Genomic DNA, 14,078 nt, shown 5'->3' with positions numbered 1-14,078 from the left:
ACTATAACCTTCAAGTCGAAGGTTAAGGTTGCAGGCTTCAAGCTCACCATCAGTTTTCGCAATACAGACACGAACAAGGGACACGTAACGTGGCAGCTCCGCAGAATTACTTGGCCGTCATCAAAGTCGTCGGCATCGGCGGCGGTGGCGTGAACGCAGTCAACCGCATGATCGAGGTCGGCCTCAGGGGTGTTGAATTCATCGCCATCAACACCGACGCCCAGGCCCTGCTGATGAGCGACGCCGACGTCAAGCTCGACGTCGGGCGCGAGCTGACCCGCGGCCTGGGGGCCGGCGCCAACCCGGAGGTGGGGAAGCAGGCTGCCGAGGACCACGCGGACGAGATCGAGGAAGTCCTCCGCGGCGCCGACATGGTGTTCGTGACCGCCGGCGAAGGCGGCGGGACGGGCACTGGCGGCGCGCCCGTCGTCGCCCGCATTGCACGCTCCCTCGGGGCCCTGACCATTGGCGTGGTAACCCGTCCGTTCACCTTCGAGGGCCGGCGCCGCGCCGGTTCCGCCGAGGCCGGAATCGACGCCCTGCGCGACGAAGTCGACACCCTGATCGTGATCCCCAACGACCGCCTGCTTTCCATCAGTGACCGGAACGTCTCGGTGCTGGACGCCTTCCGCTCCGCCGACCAGGTCCTGCTGTCCGGCGTCCAGGGCATCACCGACCTCATCACCACCCCTGGCCTGATCAACCTCGACTTCGCGGACGTCAAGTCCGTGATGCAGGGTGCCGGCTCGGCCCTCATGGGCATTGGCTCGGCACGCGGTGAGGACCGCGCCGTCAAGGCTGCCGAACTGGCCATCGCGTCACCGCTGCTGGAAGCCTCCATCGACGGCGCCCACGGCGTGCTGCTTTCCATCCAGGGCGGCTCGGACCTGGGCCTGTTCGAGATCAACGAAGCCGCGCGGCTGGTCCAGGAAGTGGCCCACCCCGAGGCCAACATCATCTTCGGTGCCGTCATCGACGACGCCCTGGGCGACGAAGCACGCGTCACCGTTATCGCTGCCGGCTTCGATGACGTCAAGGCCACTTCACCTTCCATGGACCAGTCCCAGCCGCAGGCCGCCCCCCAGCGGCCCGCTGCCCCCGCGGCAGCTCCCGCCTCGGCCCACCCCCAGGGCGGAAACCACCAGGGCAATGGAAGCCACCAGCAGAACGCCCAGCCCATCCACGCCGGTGTCGGCGCAGCGGGCCTGAGCAACTGGGGCCAGCAGCGTCCGTCTGCTGTCCCGGCCGACTCCGGCTTCGACGTAGACCTCCCCTCCGTCGTGGAGCCGGACATCACCGGCAACCACCCGGATGACCTGGATGTCCCCGACTTCCTGAAGTAGGCACCGGCTTGTTCCATTGGCAGGCCGACATCCTGCCCGGGGTGTCGGCCGCATTTACCGACGCCACTGCGGGAAACCTGGCCCTCCACGTGGGGGACGACCCCGCGCAGGTCATGGAGCGCCGGAGCCGCCTGGAGGAATCCATCGGTGCCGCCCGGCGGTCACTGCGCTTCATGAACCAGGTTCACGGCACCACCGTCGCCCTGATGGAGTGGGACTCTCCCGTGCCCGAGGCCGATGCCATGGTGTCCCGGGGCATTCCCCTGGCTGTCATGGTGGCGGACTGCATTCCCGTGGTGCTCGCCGGTGAATCGGGCAACGGGCCGGTCCTCGCCGCAGTCCACGCCGGCCGCCCGGGTACCGCCAATGGTGTCCTTCCCGCCGCCGTGGACGCCATGAAGTCCCTTGGGGCGTCCCGTATCCGCGCCTGGCTGGGGCCCTCGATCTGCGGAGCCTGCTACGAGGTCCCGGCCGCCCTGCGCGAGGAGGTAGCCGCCAAGGTGCCGGCAACGTGGAGTACCACCTCCTGGGGGACCCCCGGGCTGGACCTCCCGGCCGGTGCGCGGAGCCAGCTCGAGGCCGCCGGCGTGGAAGTGGCGTACTCCGGTCCCTGCACCCTCGAGACTGAAACCTTGTACTCCTACCGCCGCGACCGGAATACCGGCCGTTTCGCCGGGCTGGTGTGGTGCCATGACTGAGCATCCGCACGACGTTCAGGACCCGGCGCTCGACCCCCGCGCCGCAGAGCTGGCAGAGCGGCTCGCCGCGGTACGGAATAGGATCGCTGCTGCTGCTGAGGCGAGCGGACGCGGTGACCGGCCGCCGTCGCTCATCGTGGTCACCAAGTTCCACCCGGCCGCTGACATCCGGCGCCTCGCAGCGCTCGGGGTCACCGACGTCGGCGAGAACCGGGACCAGGAGGCAGCCGCCAAAGCCGCCGAACTGGCCGCGCTTGCCCTCAACTGGCATTTCGTAGGCCAGCTGCAGAGCAAAAAGGCCAAGTCGGTGGTCCGGTACGCCGCCGCCGTCCATTCAGTGGACCGCGTCCAGCTGGTGGACGCCTTGGCCAAGGCGGTGCGGAACGAGATGGATGCCGGCGGCCGGAACCCTTTGGCCTGCTTCATCCAGGTCAGCCTGGAGGACGACGGCGGCACGCACCGCGGCGGGGCGGCCCCGGCCGAGGTGCCGCTCCTGGCGGAGAGGATCGCCGGTTCCGCCGGCCTGCACCTGGCAGGCGTGATGGCGGTGGCGCCACTGGGTGCCCCGCCTGAACCGGCGTTCGAGAAACTCGCAGCTGTCTCGGCCCGGCTCGTGGCGGACCACCCGGGCGCCGCGGCCATCTCGGCAGGCATGAGCCAGGACCTGGAGGCGGCCATCAAGTTCGGGGCGACACACCTGCGAATCGGTTCCGATATTCTCGGATCGCGTCCCGCGGTGGGGTAGCGTCGGACCTGTTGGAAGTGATGGGCGGGGGACTCCAGTGCTGTCAAGTCATTGGGCGGCCCGCTTACGGGACACGATTAGGAGTCGACCATGGCCGGCGCTCTGCGCAAGACAATGATCTATCTTGGGCTCGCCGACGGCGATGAGCATTACGAGTCCGAGCACCAGACCACACGTAAGGATGAGGACGAACCCATGGAAGTCGACCGCGATGAGCGCCGTGCCCCGGCACCGGTCCGCGAAGTCAGCCGTGAGGCGTCTTACACCCCTGAAGAGGAATACCGCGCCCCTGTGACCCCGATTAAGCGTGCAGCGTCAAGCCGTGAAGAGAACACCGGACTTCGCCAGATCACCACCATCCACCCCCGCTCCTACAACGATGCCAAGCTCATCGGTGAGAGTTTCCGGGACGGTATCCCGGTGATCATGAACGTCACTGACATGGGCGAGGCAGACGCAAAGCGCCTGGTGGACTTCTCGGCCGGGTTGGTATTCGGCCTGCGCGGAAGCATCGAACGGGTGACCAACAAAGTGTTCCTGCTCTCACCGTCCTACGTCGAAGTGATCGGCGACGACAAGAAGGTCAGCGAAACGCAGGCCAGTTTCTTCAACCAGAGCTGACGGCCAAAGCCGCAGACAGATGCCAGGCAGGGACACCTGTCTGGCATCTGTGCTGAAATAGACAAGACAACAGCAGGACAACGCGGCATCCGGACGGGATGTCCGCACGAAATATGGAGATATGAAATAAGTCATGGGAATTGTTTTCGGACTTCTCTATCTCGCGCTGCTGCTGTTCTTCGTCGCCCTCATCATCCGCCTGGTCTACGACTGGGTGCAGATGTTCGCGAGGGAATGGCGGCCCCGGGGCGCGGCACTTGTGGTGGCACACGCTGTGTACTCCATCACCGACCCGCCGCTCAAGGGACTGAGGCGCATGATCCCGCCCCTCCGGCTCGGCGGCATCTCCCTGGACCTGGGCTTCCTGATCCTGTTCATCGGCGTCAGCATTGCGATGAGCATCACCAGGAACCTGGCCTGATTCACCAACAAAGACTTGGCAATGCAGGATGATCCTCCCGGGAACAGCTACTGTAAAGCAAAGAAACCTCCCGTTTGACACCGCAGTGTTGAATTAGAGTAAGCAGACCAAATTTAGGTACCGTAGTTTTGACGGCCGGAAGGCCTACTGACTAACCAGACCAGTGAGGTGACCAGATGGCTTTGACGCCAGAAGACGTTGTCAACAAGCGCTTTCAGCCCACCAAGTTCCGCGAGGGCTATGACCAGGACGAGGTTGATGACTTCCTGGACGAAATCGTCGTTGAACTCCGCCGCCTGAACCAGGAAAACGACGAGCTCCGCAAGAAGCTCGCCGAGGCCGGTTCCAGCGTTCCGGCAAGCACCGCTGCCGCACCTGTGGTGGAAAAGGTCCCCGCCCCGGTCAAGTCCGACAAGGATGAAGCCCGCGAGAAGGCTGAAGCCGAAGCGAAGGCTGCCGAAGCCAGCAAGAAGAAGGACGTCCAGCCGGCCGCTCCGGTCGCCGCCGCCCCCGCAGCGTCTGCCGCCTCCACTCCTTCCGCCGAATCCGCTGCCGGCCTGCTGGCCATGGCGCAGCAGATGCACGACCGCCACGTCGCCGAAGGCCAGGCCCAGAAGGACAAGATCATCGCGGAAGCGCAGATCGAAGCCAGCAGCCTCGTCAACGACGCACAGGAGAAGTCCCGCAAGATCCTGGGCGCACTGGAACAGCAGCGTTCGGTCCTGGAGCGCAAGGTGGAGCAGCTCCGCGGCTTCGAACGCGACTACCGTTCACGCCTGAAGGCCTACATCGAGGGCCAGCTCCGCGACCTGGACGCCCGTGGTTCCGTCGCGACGCCGGAAGTCAGCGAAGCGAACTAACCCTGGCAGCACGTATTCTGAAAGCCGGTGGCTGAGGATTCCTCGGCCACCGGCTTTTGGCATTGATACCTAAGTTTTTCGAAGTGAAAGCACCATGACTGACGAACTTGCAGCCGACGCCGCACGCCCTGTCCCATCCTCTCCGCGCCCCCGACGGGCTGTGCTGTTGTCCCTCTTCGGCGGGTTCGCGGTCTTTGCCTACGTCCTGGACCAGCTGACGAAACTCTGGGTGACTTCCACCATGGTGGAGGGAGAACGGATCCCTGTGCTGCCGCCCCTTCTGCACTGGTACTTCATCCGGAACTCCGGTGCCGCGTTTTCGATCGGGGAGAACGTCACGTGGGTGTTCTCCATCATCATGGCCGGCGTCGCCGTCGCCATCCTCTTCCAGGTCCGCAGGCTGGGCTCGGCCTGGTGGTCCCTCGCGCTCGGCCTGCTGCTGGGCGGCGCCCTGGGCAACCTGACGGACCGGCTCTTCCGCGAACCCTCCTTCGGCATGGGGCACGTGGTGGACTTCATCCAGCTCCCCAACTTCGCGATCTTCAACATCGCGGACTCCGCCGTCGTGTCCGCCGTCGCCATCATCTGCATCTTGACCATCCGCGGAATCGCCCTGGATGGCACACGCCTCGGGAACGCGCACAAGGACAAGCCCGGCCATGAGTGAGCGAATCGTTGTCGCCGAGGAATTCGGCGGAACACGGGCCGACGCCGGACTGGCCGGCCTCCTGGGCGTCTCGCGGTCTGTGGCCGCATCCCTGCTGGCAGAGGGCCATGTGCTCACCCGGGGGAAGGCGCTGGGGAAATCGGCAAAACTTGTGGCGGGGGATGTCCTTGACGTCACCGTCCCGGAGCGGCGGGACCCGCTGGAAGTCGTGGAGGAAGTTGTGGAAGGCCTGAAGATCCTGCTGGATGACGAGGACTTTGTCGTCGTCGACAAGCCCGTGGGTGTCGCGGCGCATCCCTCGCCGGGCTGGGTTGGGCCCACCGTGGTGGGCGGATTGGCCGGCGCCGGCTACCGCATCTCCACCTCCGGCGCGCCGGAGCGGGCCGGAATCGTGCACCGGCTGGACGTCGGAACTTCCGGGGTGATGGTGGTGGCGAAGTCCGAGCGGGCCTACACGGCCCTCAAGCGGGCCTTCAAGGAGCGCACGGTGGACAAGGTGTACCACGCGGTGGTGCAGGGCCTTCCGGACCCGCTGACAGGCACCATCGACGCCCCCATCGGGCGGCACCCCGGACACGACTGGCGTTTTGCCGTCATCGAGGACGGCCGCCCCTCAGTGACCCACTACGAAGTCCTGGAAGCCTTCGGCAAGGCCAGCCTGGTGGAAGTCCACCTGGAAACGGGCCGGACGCACCAGATCAGGGTCCACTTTTCCGCCCTCCGACACCCGTGCGCCGGCGACCTCACCTACGGTGCCGACCCGCGCCTTGCCGCCACCCTGGGGCTCACCCGGCAGTGGCTCCACGCCCGCCAACTGGGATTCGACCACCCGGTGACGGGGGAGCGCGTCACCGTCACCAGCGATTACCCGCAGGACCTGGCCTACGCCCTGGACGTGCTGGAATCGGGTCAGGCCTGACACGGGCAGCCTGCGCGGGGCCGCCAAGCGGCAGCGCTTAGAATAGTGCGGTGAGTTCCAGCAAAGATTCGTTTGTCCACCTGCACACCCACACCGAATATTCCATGCTGGATGGAGCTGCCCGCCTGGGCGAGCTGTTCGATGAAACCGAGCGCCTGGGCATGCCGGCCCTTGCCACCACCGACCACGGCTACTTGTTCGGGGCGTTCGATTTTTGGCGCAAGGCCACGGACAAGGGCATCAAGCCGATCATCGGTGTCGAAGCCTACGTAACGCCCGGCACCGCCCGCACGGACAAGGAACGTGTCCGCTGGGGCGATGAGTCCCAGCGCAAGGACGACGTCTCCGGCGGCGGCTCCTACACCCACATGACGCTCCTGAGCTACAACAACGTGGGCATGCGGAACCTTTTCCGGGCCTCCTCCATCGCCTCCCTGGATTCCGTGTTCGGCAAGTGGCCGCGGCTGGACCGGGAGCTGCTCAACACCTACTCCGAAGGGCTCATCGCCACCACCGGATGCCCCTCCGGTGAGGTGCAGACCCGGCTCCGGCTCGGCCAGTACCGCGAAGCACTGGAGGCGGCAGCCGAATTCCGGGACATCTTCGGGGCGGAAAACTACTTCTGCGAGCTCATGGACCACGGGCTGGACATTGAACGGCGGGTTACCGGCGACCTCCTGAGGCTCGCCAAGGACCTGAACCTGCCGCTGGTGGCCACCAACGACCTCCACTACACCCACGAGCACGATGCCAAGGCCCACGAGGCCCTGCTGGCCATCCAGTCCGGCTCCACGCTGCTCGAACCCACCTATGACAACGGCGGCTCCCGGTTCGCGTTCTCCGGCAGCGGCTACTACCTCAAATCCCCGCAGGAGATGCGCGAGCTTTTCCGCGACCACCCGGACGCCTGCGACAACACCCTGCTGATCGCCGAGCGCTGCGAGGTGTCCTTCAACACGGACGCCAACTTCATGCCCCGGTTCCCGTGCCCGCCAGGCGAGGACGAGACCTCATGGCTGGTCAAGGAAGTGGACAAGGGCCTGCAGTACCGTTACCCGGGCGGCATTCCGGACGAGGTCCGCAAACAGGCAGACTACGAGCTCGGCGTCATCACGTCCATGGGGTTCCCCGGCTACTTCCTGGTGGTTGCCGACTTCATCAACTGGGCCAAGAACAACGGCATCCGTGTTGGCCCCGGCCGTGGCTCGGGTGCAGGTTCCATGGTTGCCTACGCCATGCGCATCACCGACCTCGACCCCCTGCGCCACGGCCTGATCTTCGAACGCTTCCTCAACCCGGACCGCGTGTCCATGCCCGACTTCGACGTCGACTTCGATGACCGGCGCCGCTCGGAAGTCATCGACTATGTGACCCGCAAGTACGGTGACGAACGGGTCGCCATGATCGTCACCTACGGCACCATCAAGACCAAGCAGGCCCTGAAGGACTCCTCCCGCGTCCTGGGCTACCCGTTCAGCATGGGCGAGACGCTGACCAAGGCCCTGCCTCCCGCCGTGATGGCCAAGGACATTCCGCTCGCGGACATCCAGAACCCCGAAGCCAAGCGCTACAGCGAGGCCGGCGACTTCCGGCAGCTGATCGCCACCGACCCGGAAGCCGCCAAGGTCTTCGAGACGGCCCTGGGCATCGAAGGCCTGAAGCGCCAGTGGGGCGTGCACGCGGCCGGCGTCATCATGTCCTCGGACCCCATCATCGACGTCATCCCCATCATGCGCCGCTTCCAGGACGGCCAGGTGATCACCCAGTTCGACTACCCGACGTCCGAGGGCCTTGGCCTGATCAAGATGGACTTCCTGGGCCTGCGGAACCTGACGATCATTTCCGATGCCCTCGAGAACATCAAGATGAACCGCGGCATCGAGCTGGACCTGGAAAACCTCGAGCTCGACGACGCCCCGTCCTACGAACTCCTGGCCCGCGGTGACACCCTGGGCGTGTTCCAGCTCGACGGCGGCCCCATGCGGTCCCTGCTCAAGCTCATGAAGCCTGACAACTTCGAAGACATCTCCGCGGTGCTGGCGCTGTACCGGCCCGGCCCCATGGGCGCCAACGCCCACACCGACTACGCGCTGCGCAAGAACGGGATCCAGGAAGTCATCCCCATCCACCCGGAACTGGAGGAACCGCTCAAGGAGATCCTCGGCGGAACGTATGGCCTGATCGTGTACCAGGAGCAGGTGATGGCCGTGGCGCAGAAGCTGGCCGGCTACTCGCTGGGCCAGGCAGACATCCTCCGGCGCGCCATGGGCAAGAAAAAGAAGTCGGAACTGGATAAGCAGTTCGCCGGATTCTCCCAGGGCATGCAGGACAACGGCTACTCCATGGAGGCGGTCAAGACCCTCTGGGACATCCTCCTGCCCTTCTCCGACTATGCCTTCAACAAGGCCCACTCCGCCGCGTATGGGGTCATCTCCTACTGGACCGCTTACCTGAAAGCGCACTACGCCCCCGAGTACATGGCGGCACTGCTGACCTCCGTCGGCGACGACAAGGACAAGTCCGCCATCTACCTGAACGAATGCCGGCGCATGGGCATCACGGTGCTTCCGCCGGATGTCAACGAGTCCGCCCTGAACTTCACCCCTGTGGGCAATGACATCCGCTTCGGCATGGGCGCCATCCGCAACGTGGGTGCCAACGCCGTCGAGGCCATGGTCACCGCACGTGAGAGCGAAGGCGCCTACACGTCCTTCAAGGACTACCTGATGAAGGTGCCGGCGGTGGTCTGCAACAAGAGGACCATCGAATCCCTGATCAAGTCCGGGGCCTTCGACTCGCTGGGCCACCACCGGCGTGCGCTGGCCATGATCCACGAAGAAGCCATCGACTCCGTCATCACCTTGAAGCGGAACGAGGCAATCGGCCAGTTCGACCTCTTCGCCGGCTTTGAGGAAGCCGAATCGGAAGCGTCGCTCAGCATCGAGATCCCGGACCTGCCCGAGTGGGAGAAGAAGGACAAGCTGTCCTTCGAGCGGGACATGCTGGGCCTGTACGTCTCGGACCACCCGTTGCAGGGCCTCGAAGGGCTGCTGAGCCAGCACGCGGAAATGAGCATCACCAGCATCATCGGCGAGGACGGGCCGCAGGACGGCGCGATCATCACCATCGCCGGCATGATCACCTCGCTGAGCCGCCGCATCGCCAAAGCCAGCGGCAACGCCTACGCCCGGGCCGAGATCGAGGACCTGGGCGGTTCCATCGAAGTCATGTTCTTTGGCCAGGTTTACGGACCCATCGCCTCCGTGCTCGCGGAGGACCTGATCGTGGTGGTCAAGGGCCGCCTGCAAAAGCGCGATGACGGCGCGATCACCTTGAACTGCATGGAATTGTCCGTTCCGGACCTGAGCGAGGGCCTGCACGGGCCGCTGGTCATCACCATGCCCACTTACAAGGCCACCGAGGCCGTAGTCACGGAACTGGGTGATGTGCTGCGCACGCACCGGGGCAACTCGGAAGTGCGGCTGCATTTGCAGGGCGACACCCGCACGGAGATCATGGGCCTGCCGGTCCACCTGCGGGTGAACCCCAGCCCGTCCCTGTTCGGTGATTTGAAAGTGCTGCTGGGCCCGGCCTGCCTGGACGCCTGACAGGGGAGGGCGACGCCGGAAGCCGGCTTCCGGCGTCGCCCGCGCCTTTAGCCCCGGGCACGGCAGCCCGGCGCCAAGGCCGGAGGCCGCTAGATTTCGTAGTCCAGCGGAACGGGCTGCCCGTAGGCGCCGCCGTGGTACAGCAGCGGCGCACCGTCGCCGCCCACCTGGCCGTCCACCACCTGGACCACCACCACGGCGTTGTTTTCGAAGGACAGCCGCATCTGCACCTCGCCGATCAGCCAGCCGGCCACATCCTTCAGGATGGGCACCCCGTGGGGCCCGATTTCCCAGTGGTTGCCCTCGAACCGGTTGCCCGGCCTGGCGAAGCGGGCTGCCAACTCCTGGTTTTCCAGGCCCAGCATGTGGACTCCCAGGTACTGGGTGTTGGCAACGGCGGGCCAGGACCTGGAACTGCGGGCCATATTGAACGTGAAGCGCGGCGGTTTGGCGGACAGTGAGGCCACCGACGTGGCGGTGAACCCGTAGGGCTCGTCCTGGTAGTTCACGGTGATGATGGCGACGCCTGCGGCATGCCGACGGAACATCTCCCGGAACGTCTGCTCAAAGGGCTCGCTGTTGTCGGTCACCGGAACTCCTGCACTAAGTGGCATATCTCTTTCCCCAAGCGTATGGGCCCCCGGGCCAGGCGGGAAAACACGCAGCCGTGGAACCCCTGATGGGCTCCGCAGGAACCTTTGTTAAGGTGTCTTTCATGACGAACTTTGCCCGCCCCGCGCGGCGGCAGCTGCCATGGTCCCTGCTGCTGGTCCCCGCGGCGGCAGGCGTTCCGGCCGGCCTCCTCTGGTGGCTCCTGGCCCCGGGGGGATTGAACCTGATCACCGGGAACCCCTCCCTGGCCTCGGGCACAGCTCCGTTGGTGTGGCTTCCGCGCGACCTGACACTCGCCGGGATCCAGGTGCTGGCCGGCTGCCTGCTGGCGGTGTTCCTGGCGGACGGTAAGCGTCCGGACCCCCGGGCGGCGTTGTTGGCCGGCCTGGTCGGAGCGGTAGCGGGCAGCCTGGTTGCCTGGGGAACCGGTCTTCTCGCGGCCCGGCTCTGGGGCCCGGCGGTGGACACCTCAGCGAACGCCAGCATCGCCTTCTCGCTCCGGGCGTTGCCTGTGCTGCTGCTGTGGCCGGCTGCCACGGCAGTGTCGGTCTTCGTCTTGGAGCTGGTGGGTATGGCGGGCCGGAAGCCGGACGGCAGCGCCGGGGGAACTGCGGCCGGGAACATCGCCGTAAAATAGTCCGGTGACCACTTCCCCGCAGCCACTTGCCCCCGTGACAGCCGCCGTCGACTTCCGCACCATCGACCTTCGGGGCCGCACCCTGACGCTCGCGGCCCTGCGCGCCGCCGTTCCACGCGCCAAGGGCCAGACTGTGGCGGATGCAGAGGAAAAGGTCCTGGACATCATCGCTGCCGTCCGGCAGCGCGGTTTCGCGGCGCTGGCGGACCTTGCAGAAAAGTTCGACGGCGTGCAGCAGCGCCATCCGCTGGTTCCCCGGGAGGCGATCGCCTCAGCCCTGGACGGGCTCGACCCGGATGTCCGGGCAGCATTGGAGGAATCCATCAGCCGGGCACGGAAATTCGCCGACCGGCAACGTCCCCGCAACGTCGATGTCGAACTGGGCGACGGCGCCGTCGTCAGCCAGAACTGGGTGCCCGTGGCGCGCGTGGGGCTGTATGTTCCCGGCGGCCTGGCCGTGTACCCGTCCTCGGTGATCATGAACGTGGTGCCGGCGCTGGCGGCGGGGGTGGAATCCATCGCCCTTGCTTCACCGCCGCAGAAGGAGTTCGGCGGCCTGCCGCACCCCACTATCCTTGCCGCCGCGGCGCTGCTGGGCATCACTGAGGTCTACGGCATCGGCGGGGCGCAGGCCATCGCCGCGTTTGCCTACGGCGTGGAGGCCGCTGACGCCGGTCCCGCGCTGGAGCCCGTGGACGTGGTGACCGGGCCCGGCAACATCTTCGTCGCCACCGCCAAGCGCCTGGTCAAGGGTGTGGTGGGCATCGATTCCGAGGCAGGAACCACGGAGATCGCCATCCTGGCCGATGATTCCGCGCAGCCGGCGCTGGTGGCCGCGGACCTGCTGAGCCAGGCCGAGCACGACCCCAAGGCGGCATCGGTCCTGGTCACCGATTCCGAGCCGCTGGCCACGGCGGTGCGCGCCGAGCTGGAACTGCAGGCCGCCGCAACCAAGCACTCCGCCCGGGTCCGGGAGGCGCTGTCCGGTCCCCAGTCCGGCGTCGTCCTGGTGGACAACCTGGACCAGGGTATTGCCGCGTGCGATGCCTACGCCGCCGAGCACCTGGAGATCATGACGCGGGACGCCGCCGCCGTGGCCGCGCGGATTCGGAATGCCGGCGCGATCTTCGTGGGGGACTACAGCCCGGTCAGCCTGGGCGACTACTGCGCAGGCTCGAACCACGTCCTGCCCACCAGCGGGACTGCTGCCTTTTCATCCGGCCTGAACGTCACCACGTTCCTGCGCGCCATCCAGGTGGTCAACTACAGCCGGGAGGCGTTGGCGGAGGTCAGCGGCCATATTGTGAGTCTGTCCCTGGCCGAGGACCTGCCTGCCCACGGGGACGCAGTGAGTGCACGGTTCCCTGTCCGCGGATAGCCACTACATATAGCGTCCCGGCCACTACATATAGTAATTACAGGCTTGTTATTACCCCAGATGTAGCCGTAAACTGGGATGGCAGGCCGTCCAACGGCGCTGCCGGCTCCGTTGCCGTTCGACGCCGGAAGTGAGAGGGGAAACGCCATGTACTGTCCGTTCTGCCGCAACCCCGACTCCCGCGTGGTGGACAGCCGGATGGCGGATGACGGCTCGGCTATCCGACGCCGGCGCCAGTGTCCCGAATGCGGCCGCCGGTTCACCACCGTGGAAACCACCAGCCTCTCCGTCATCAAGCGCTCGGGAGTCGGCGAACCCTTCAGCCGCAGCAAGGTGATCAACGGGGTGCGTAAAGCATGCCAGGGCCGGCCTGTCAGCGAAGACGATCTCGCCATGCTGGCCCAGGAAGTGGAGGAGCAGATCCGCTCGTCCGGCGCCGCCGAAATCGATGCGCACGAGGTAGGCCTGGTAATCCTCGGACCGCTCCAGAAGTTGGACGAGGTAGCGTACCTGCGCTTCGCAAGCGTGTACCAGGCGTTCGAGTCCCTGGAGGACTTCGAGTCGGCTATTGCCCTGCTTCGCCACGAGGCCGAGGAAGGCGCAAATGGCGCTGCCGGCCCGAAGAGTTCCGAGAAGAGCCCTCTCTAAGCTCCGGTGACGGCAGCGGAGGGGAAGCCGCAGCCGTCACCGGCACCACCCTTACTTGGCCAGTTTGTGCTTCAGTGCGATTTCCAGGGCGGCGCCCACAATGCCGGCCTCGTTCCGCAGGACGGCCGGGACGATGGGGGTCCTGAGCTTGAGGTTGGGAAGGTACTCGTCCGCGCGCTTGGAGATTCCGCCGCCGACGATGAACAGCTCCGGCGAGAACAGGAACTCCACATGCGAGAAGTACCGCTGCAGCAGCACGCTGTACTCCTCCCATGACAGTCCGTCCCGTTCCCGGGCTACGGCTGAGGCTTTCGATTCGGCGTCGAAGCCGTCGATCTCAAGGTGTCCCAGCTCCGCGTTCGGTACCAGTTTGCCGTCGAAGATGAAGGCGGAGCCGATGCCTGTGCCCAGGGTGATGACCAGGACGGTGCCTGCGACGCCTTCGCCGGCGCCGTAACGGGCTTCGGCCAGGCCTGCTGCATCGGCGTCGTTGATGACCTCCACGGGGCGGCCCAGCCGCTCCGTGAGGAGTGCATCGATGTCCGTGTCCAGCCAGCTCTTGTCAACGTTGGCTGCAGAGTGGACCACACCGTGCTGGATGATGCCGGGGAAGGTCACGCCGACGGGGGAGCCGGCCTCCGGGGCCTCGGGGCGCGCCGAGAGTTCGGCGACCACGAGGGCCACGGCTTCGGCGACAGCTTCGGGGGTGGCGGGCTGGGGGGTGGGCACCCGGAAGCGTTCACCGAGGAGCTTGCCCTTCTTCAGGTCGACAATGCCGCCCTTGATGCCCGTACCCCCGATGTCGATGCCGATCAGTGGTGCGTTCTTGTGCGACTTCTCGTCCTTCTTGGCCAATGGGATTCCGTTCTAGGCTGGGGCGGGCAGGGAAGGGGCGCCCTGGGGCGGCCCCAAATACAGGTG

General features: G+C 66.0%; 14 protein-coding genes. 12 read left to right on the top strand and 2 right to left on the bottom strand.

What is annotated here, in order from left to right; all coding sequences use genetic code 11:
- The first annotated feature begins 89 nt into the window (after positions 1-89).
- The 9 genes from ftsZ (at position 90) to dnaE (ending at position 9,882) form a co-directional block, all read left to right on the top strand.
- A complete protein-coding gene (ftsZ, locus tag QF050_RS16210) occupies positions 90-1,343 on the top strand; it encodes a cell division protein FtsZ (RefSeq protein ID WP_308931340.1) in 1,254 nt (417 codons plus the stop codon).
- Between the two features lie 8 nt (positions 1,344-1,351).
- Positions 1,352-2,041 (top strand): polyphenol oxidase family protein, encoded by a 690-nt coding sequence (locus tag QF050_RS16205; protein WP_308931339.1) that lies wholly within the window; start codon positions 1,352-1,354, stop codon positions 2,039-2,041.
- Positions 2,034-2,786 carry a YggS family pyridoxal phosphate-dependent enzyme gene (locus QF050_RS16200; protein ID WP_308931338.1) on the top strand — a complete coding sequence of 251 codons (753 nt, stop codon included), beginning with the start codon at positions 2,034-2,036 and terminating at the stop codon, positions 2,784-2,786. The genes QF050_RS16205 and QF050_RS16200 overlap by 8 nt, the downstream gene beginning before the upstream one ends.
- A 90-nt stretch (positions 2,787-2,876) precedes the next feature.
- Positions 2,877-3,407 carry a cell division protein SepF gene (locus QF050_RS16195; protein WP_308931337.1) on the top strand — a complete coding sequence of 177 codons (531 nt, stop codon included), beginning with the start codon at positions 2,877-2,879 and terminating at the stop codon, positions 3,405-3,407.
- Positions 3,408-3,540: 133 nt separating this feature from the next.
- The gene (locus QF050_RS16190) at positions 3,541-3,828 is read left to right on the top strand and encodes a YggT family protein (protein ID WP_308931336.1); all 288 of its coding nucleotides are present in this window, start codon (positions 3,541-3,543) and stop codon (positions 3,826-3,828) included.
- A gap of 176 nt (positions 3,829-4,004) precedes the next feature.
- The gene (locus QF050_RS16185) at positions 4,005-4,688 is read left to right on the top strand and encodes a DivIVA domain-containing protein (RefSeq protein ID WP_308931335.1); all 684 of its coding nucleotides are present in this window, start codon (positions 4,005-4,007) and stop codon (positions 4,686-4,688) included.
- A gap of 94 nt (positions 4,689-4,782) precedes the next feature.
- Positions 4,783-5,355, top strand: a complete 573-nt coding sequence (gene lspA, locus QF050_RS16180; protein ID WP_308931334.1) for a signal peptidase II — start codon at positions 4,783-4,785, stop codon at positions 5,353-5,355.
- On the top strand, positions 5,348-6,274 hold the full coding sequence (locus QF050_RS16175) for an RluA family pseudouridine synthase (RefSeq protein ID WP_308931333.1): 927 nt from the start codon (positions 5,348-5,350) through the stop codon (positions 6,272-6,274). The genes lspA and QF050_RS16175 overlap by 8 nt, the downstream gene beginning before the upstream one ends.
- A 50-nt stretch (positions 6,275-6,324) precedes the next feature.
- Positions 6,325-9,882, top strand: a complete 3,558-nt coding sequence (dnaE, locus tag QF050_RS16170; protein ID WP_308931332.1) for a DNA polymerase III subunit alpha — start codon at positions 6,325-6,327, stop codon at positions 9,880-9,882.
- Between the two features lie 89 nt (positions 9,883-9,971).
- Here the strand turns inward: dnaE and QF050_RS16165 are convergent, their stop codons facing one another.
- Positions 9,972-10,472 (bottom strand): flavin reductase family protein, encoded by a 501-nt coding sequence (locus tag QF050_RS16165; protein ID WP_308931331.1) that lies wholly within the window; start codon positions 10,470-10,472, stop codon positions 9,972-9,974.
- A gap of 125 nt (positions 10,473-10,597) precedes the next feature.
- On the opposite strand from QF050_RS16165, the gene QF050_RS16160 reads away from it, so the two are divergent.
- The 3 genes from QF050_RS16160 (at position 10,598) to nrdR (ending at position 13,157) form a co-directional block, all read left to right on the top strand.
- Positions 10,598-11,131, top strand: coding sequence for a hypothetical protein (locus QF050_RS16160; protein WP_308931330.1), 534 nt, complete (start codon positions 10,598-10,600; stop codon positions 11,129-11,131).
- Positions 11,132-11,135: 4 nt separating this feature from the next.
- Positions 11,136-12,509, top strand: coding sequence for a histidinol dehydrogenase (gene hisD, locus QF050_RS16155; protein WP_308931329.1), 1,374 nt, complete (start codon positions 11,136-11,138; stop codon positions 12,507-12,509).
- A gap of 147 nt (positions 12,510-12,656) precedes the next feature.
- The gene (gene nrdR, locus QF050_RS16150; RefSeq protein ID WP_308932192.1) at positions 12,657-13,157 is read left to right on the top strand and encodes a transcriptional regulator NrdR; all 501 of its coding nucleotides are present in this window, start codon (positions 12,657-12,659) and stop codon (positions 13,155-13,157) included.
- Between the two features lie 51 nt (positions 13,158-13,208).
- Here the strand turns inward: nrdR and ppgK are convergent, their stop codons facing one another.
- Positions 13,209-14,012: a polyphosphate--glucose phosphotransferase gene (gene ppgK / locus QF050_RS16145; RefSeq protein ID WP_308931328.1), complete on the bottom strand. Its 804-nt coding sequence runs from the start codon at positions 14,010-14,012 to the stop codon at positions 13,209-13,211.
- Positions 14,013-14,078: the final 66 nt, after the last annotated feature.

The sequence above is a fragment of the Arthrobacter sp. SLBN-112 genome (genome assembly GCF_030944625.1).
GTDB lineage: Bacteria > Actinomycetota > Actinomycetes > Actinomycetales > Micrococcaceae > Arthrobacter.
The sequence above is the reverse complement of the archived record's forward strand: the minus strand, read 5'-3'. Positions and strand labels throughout refer to the sequence as shown.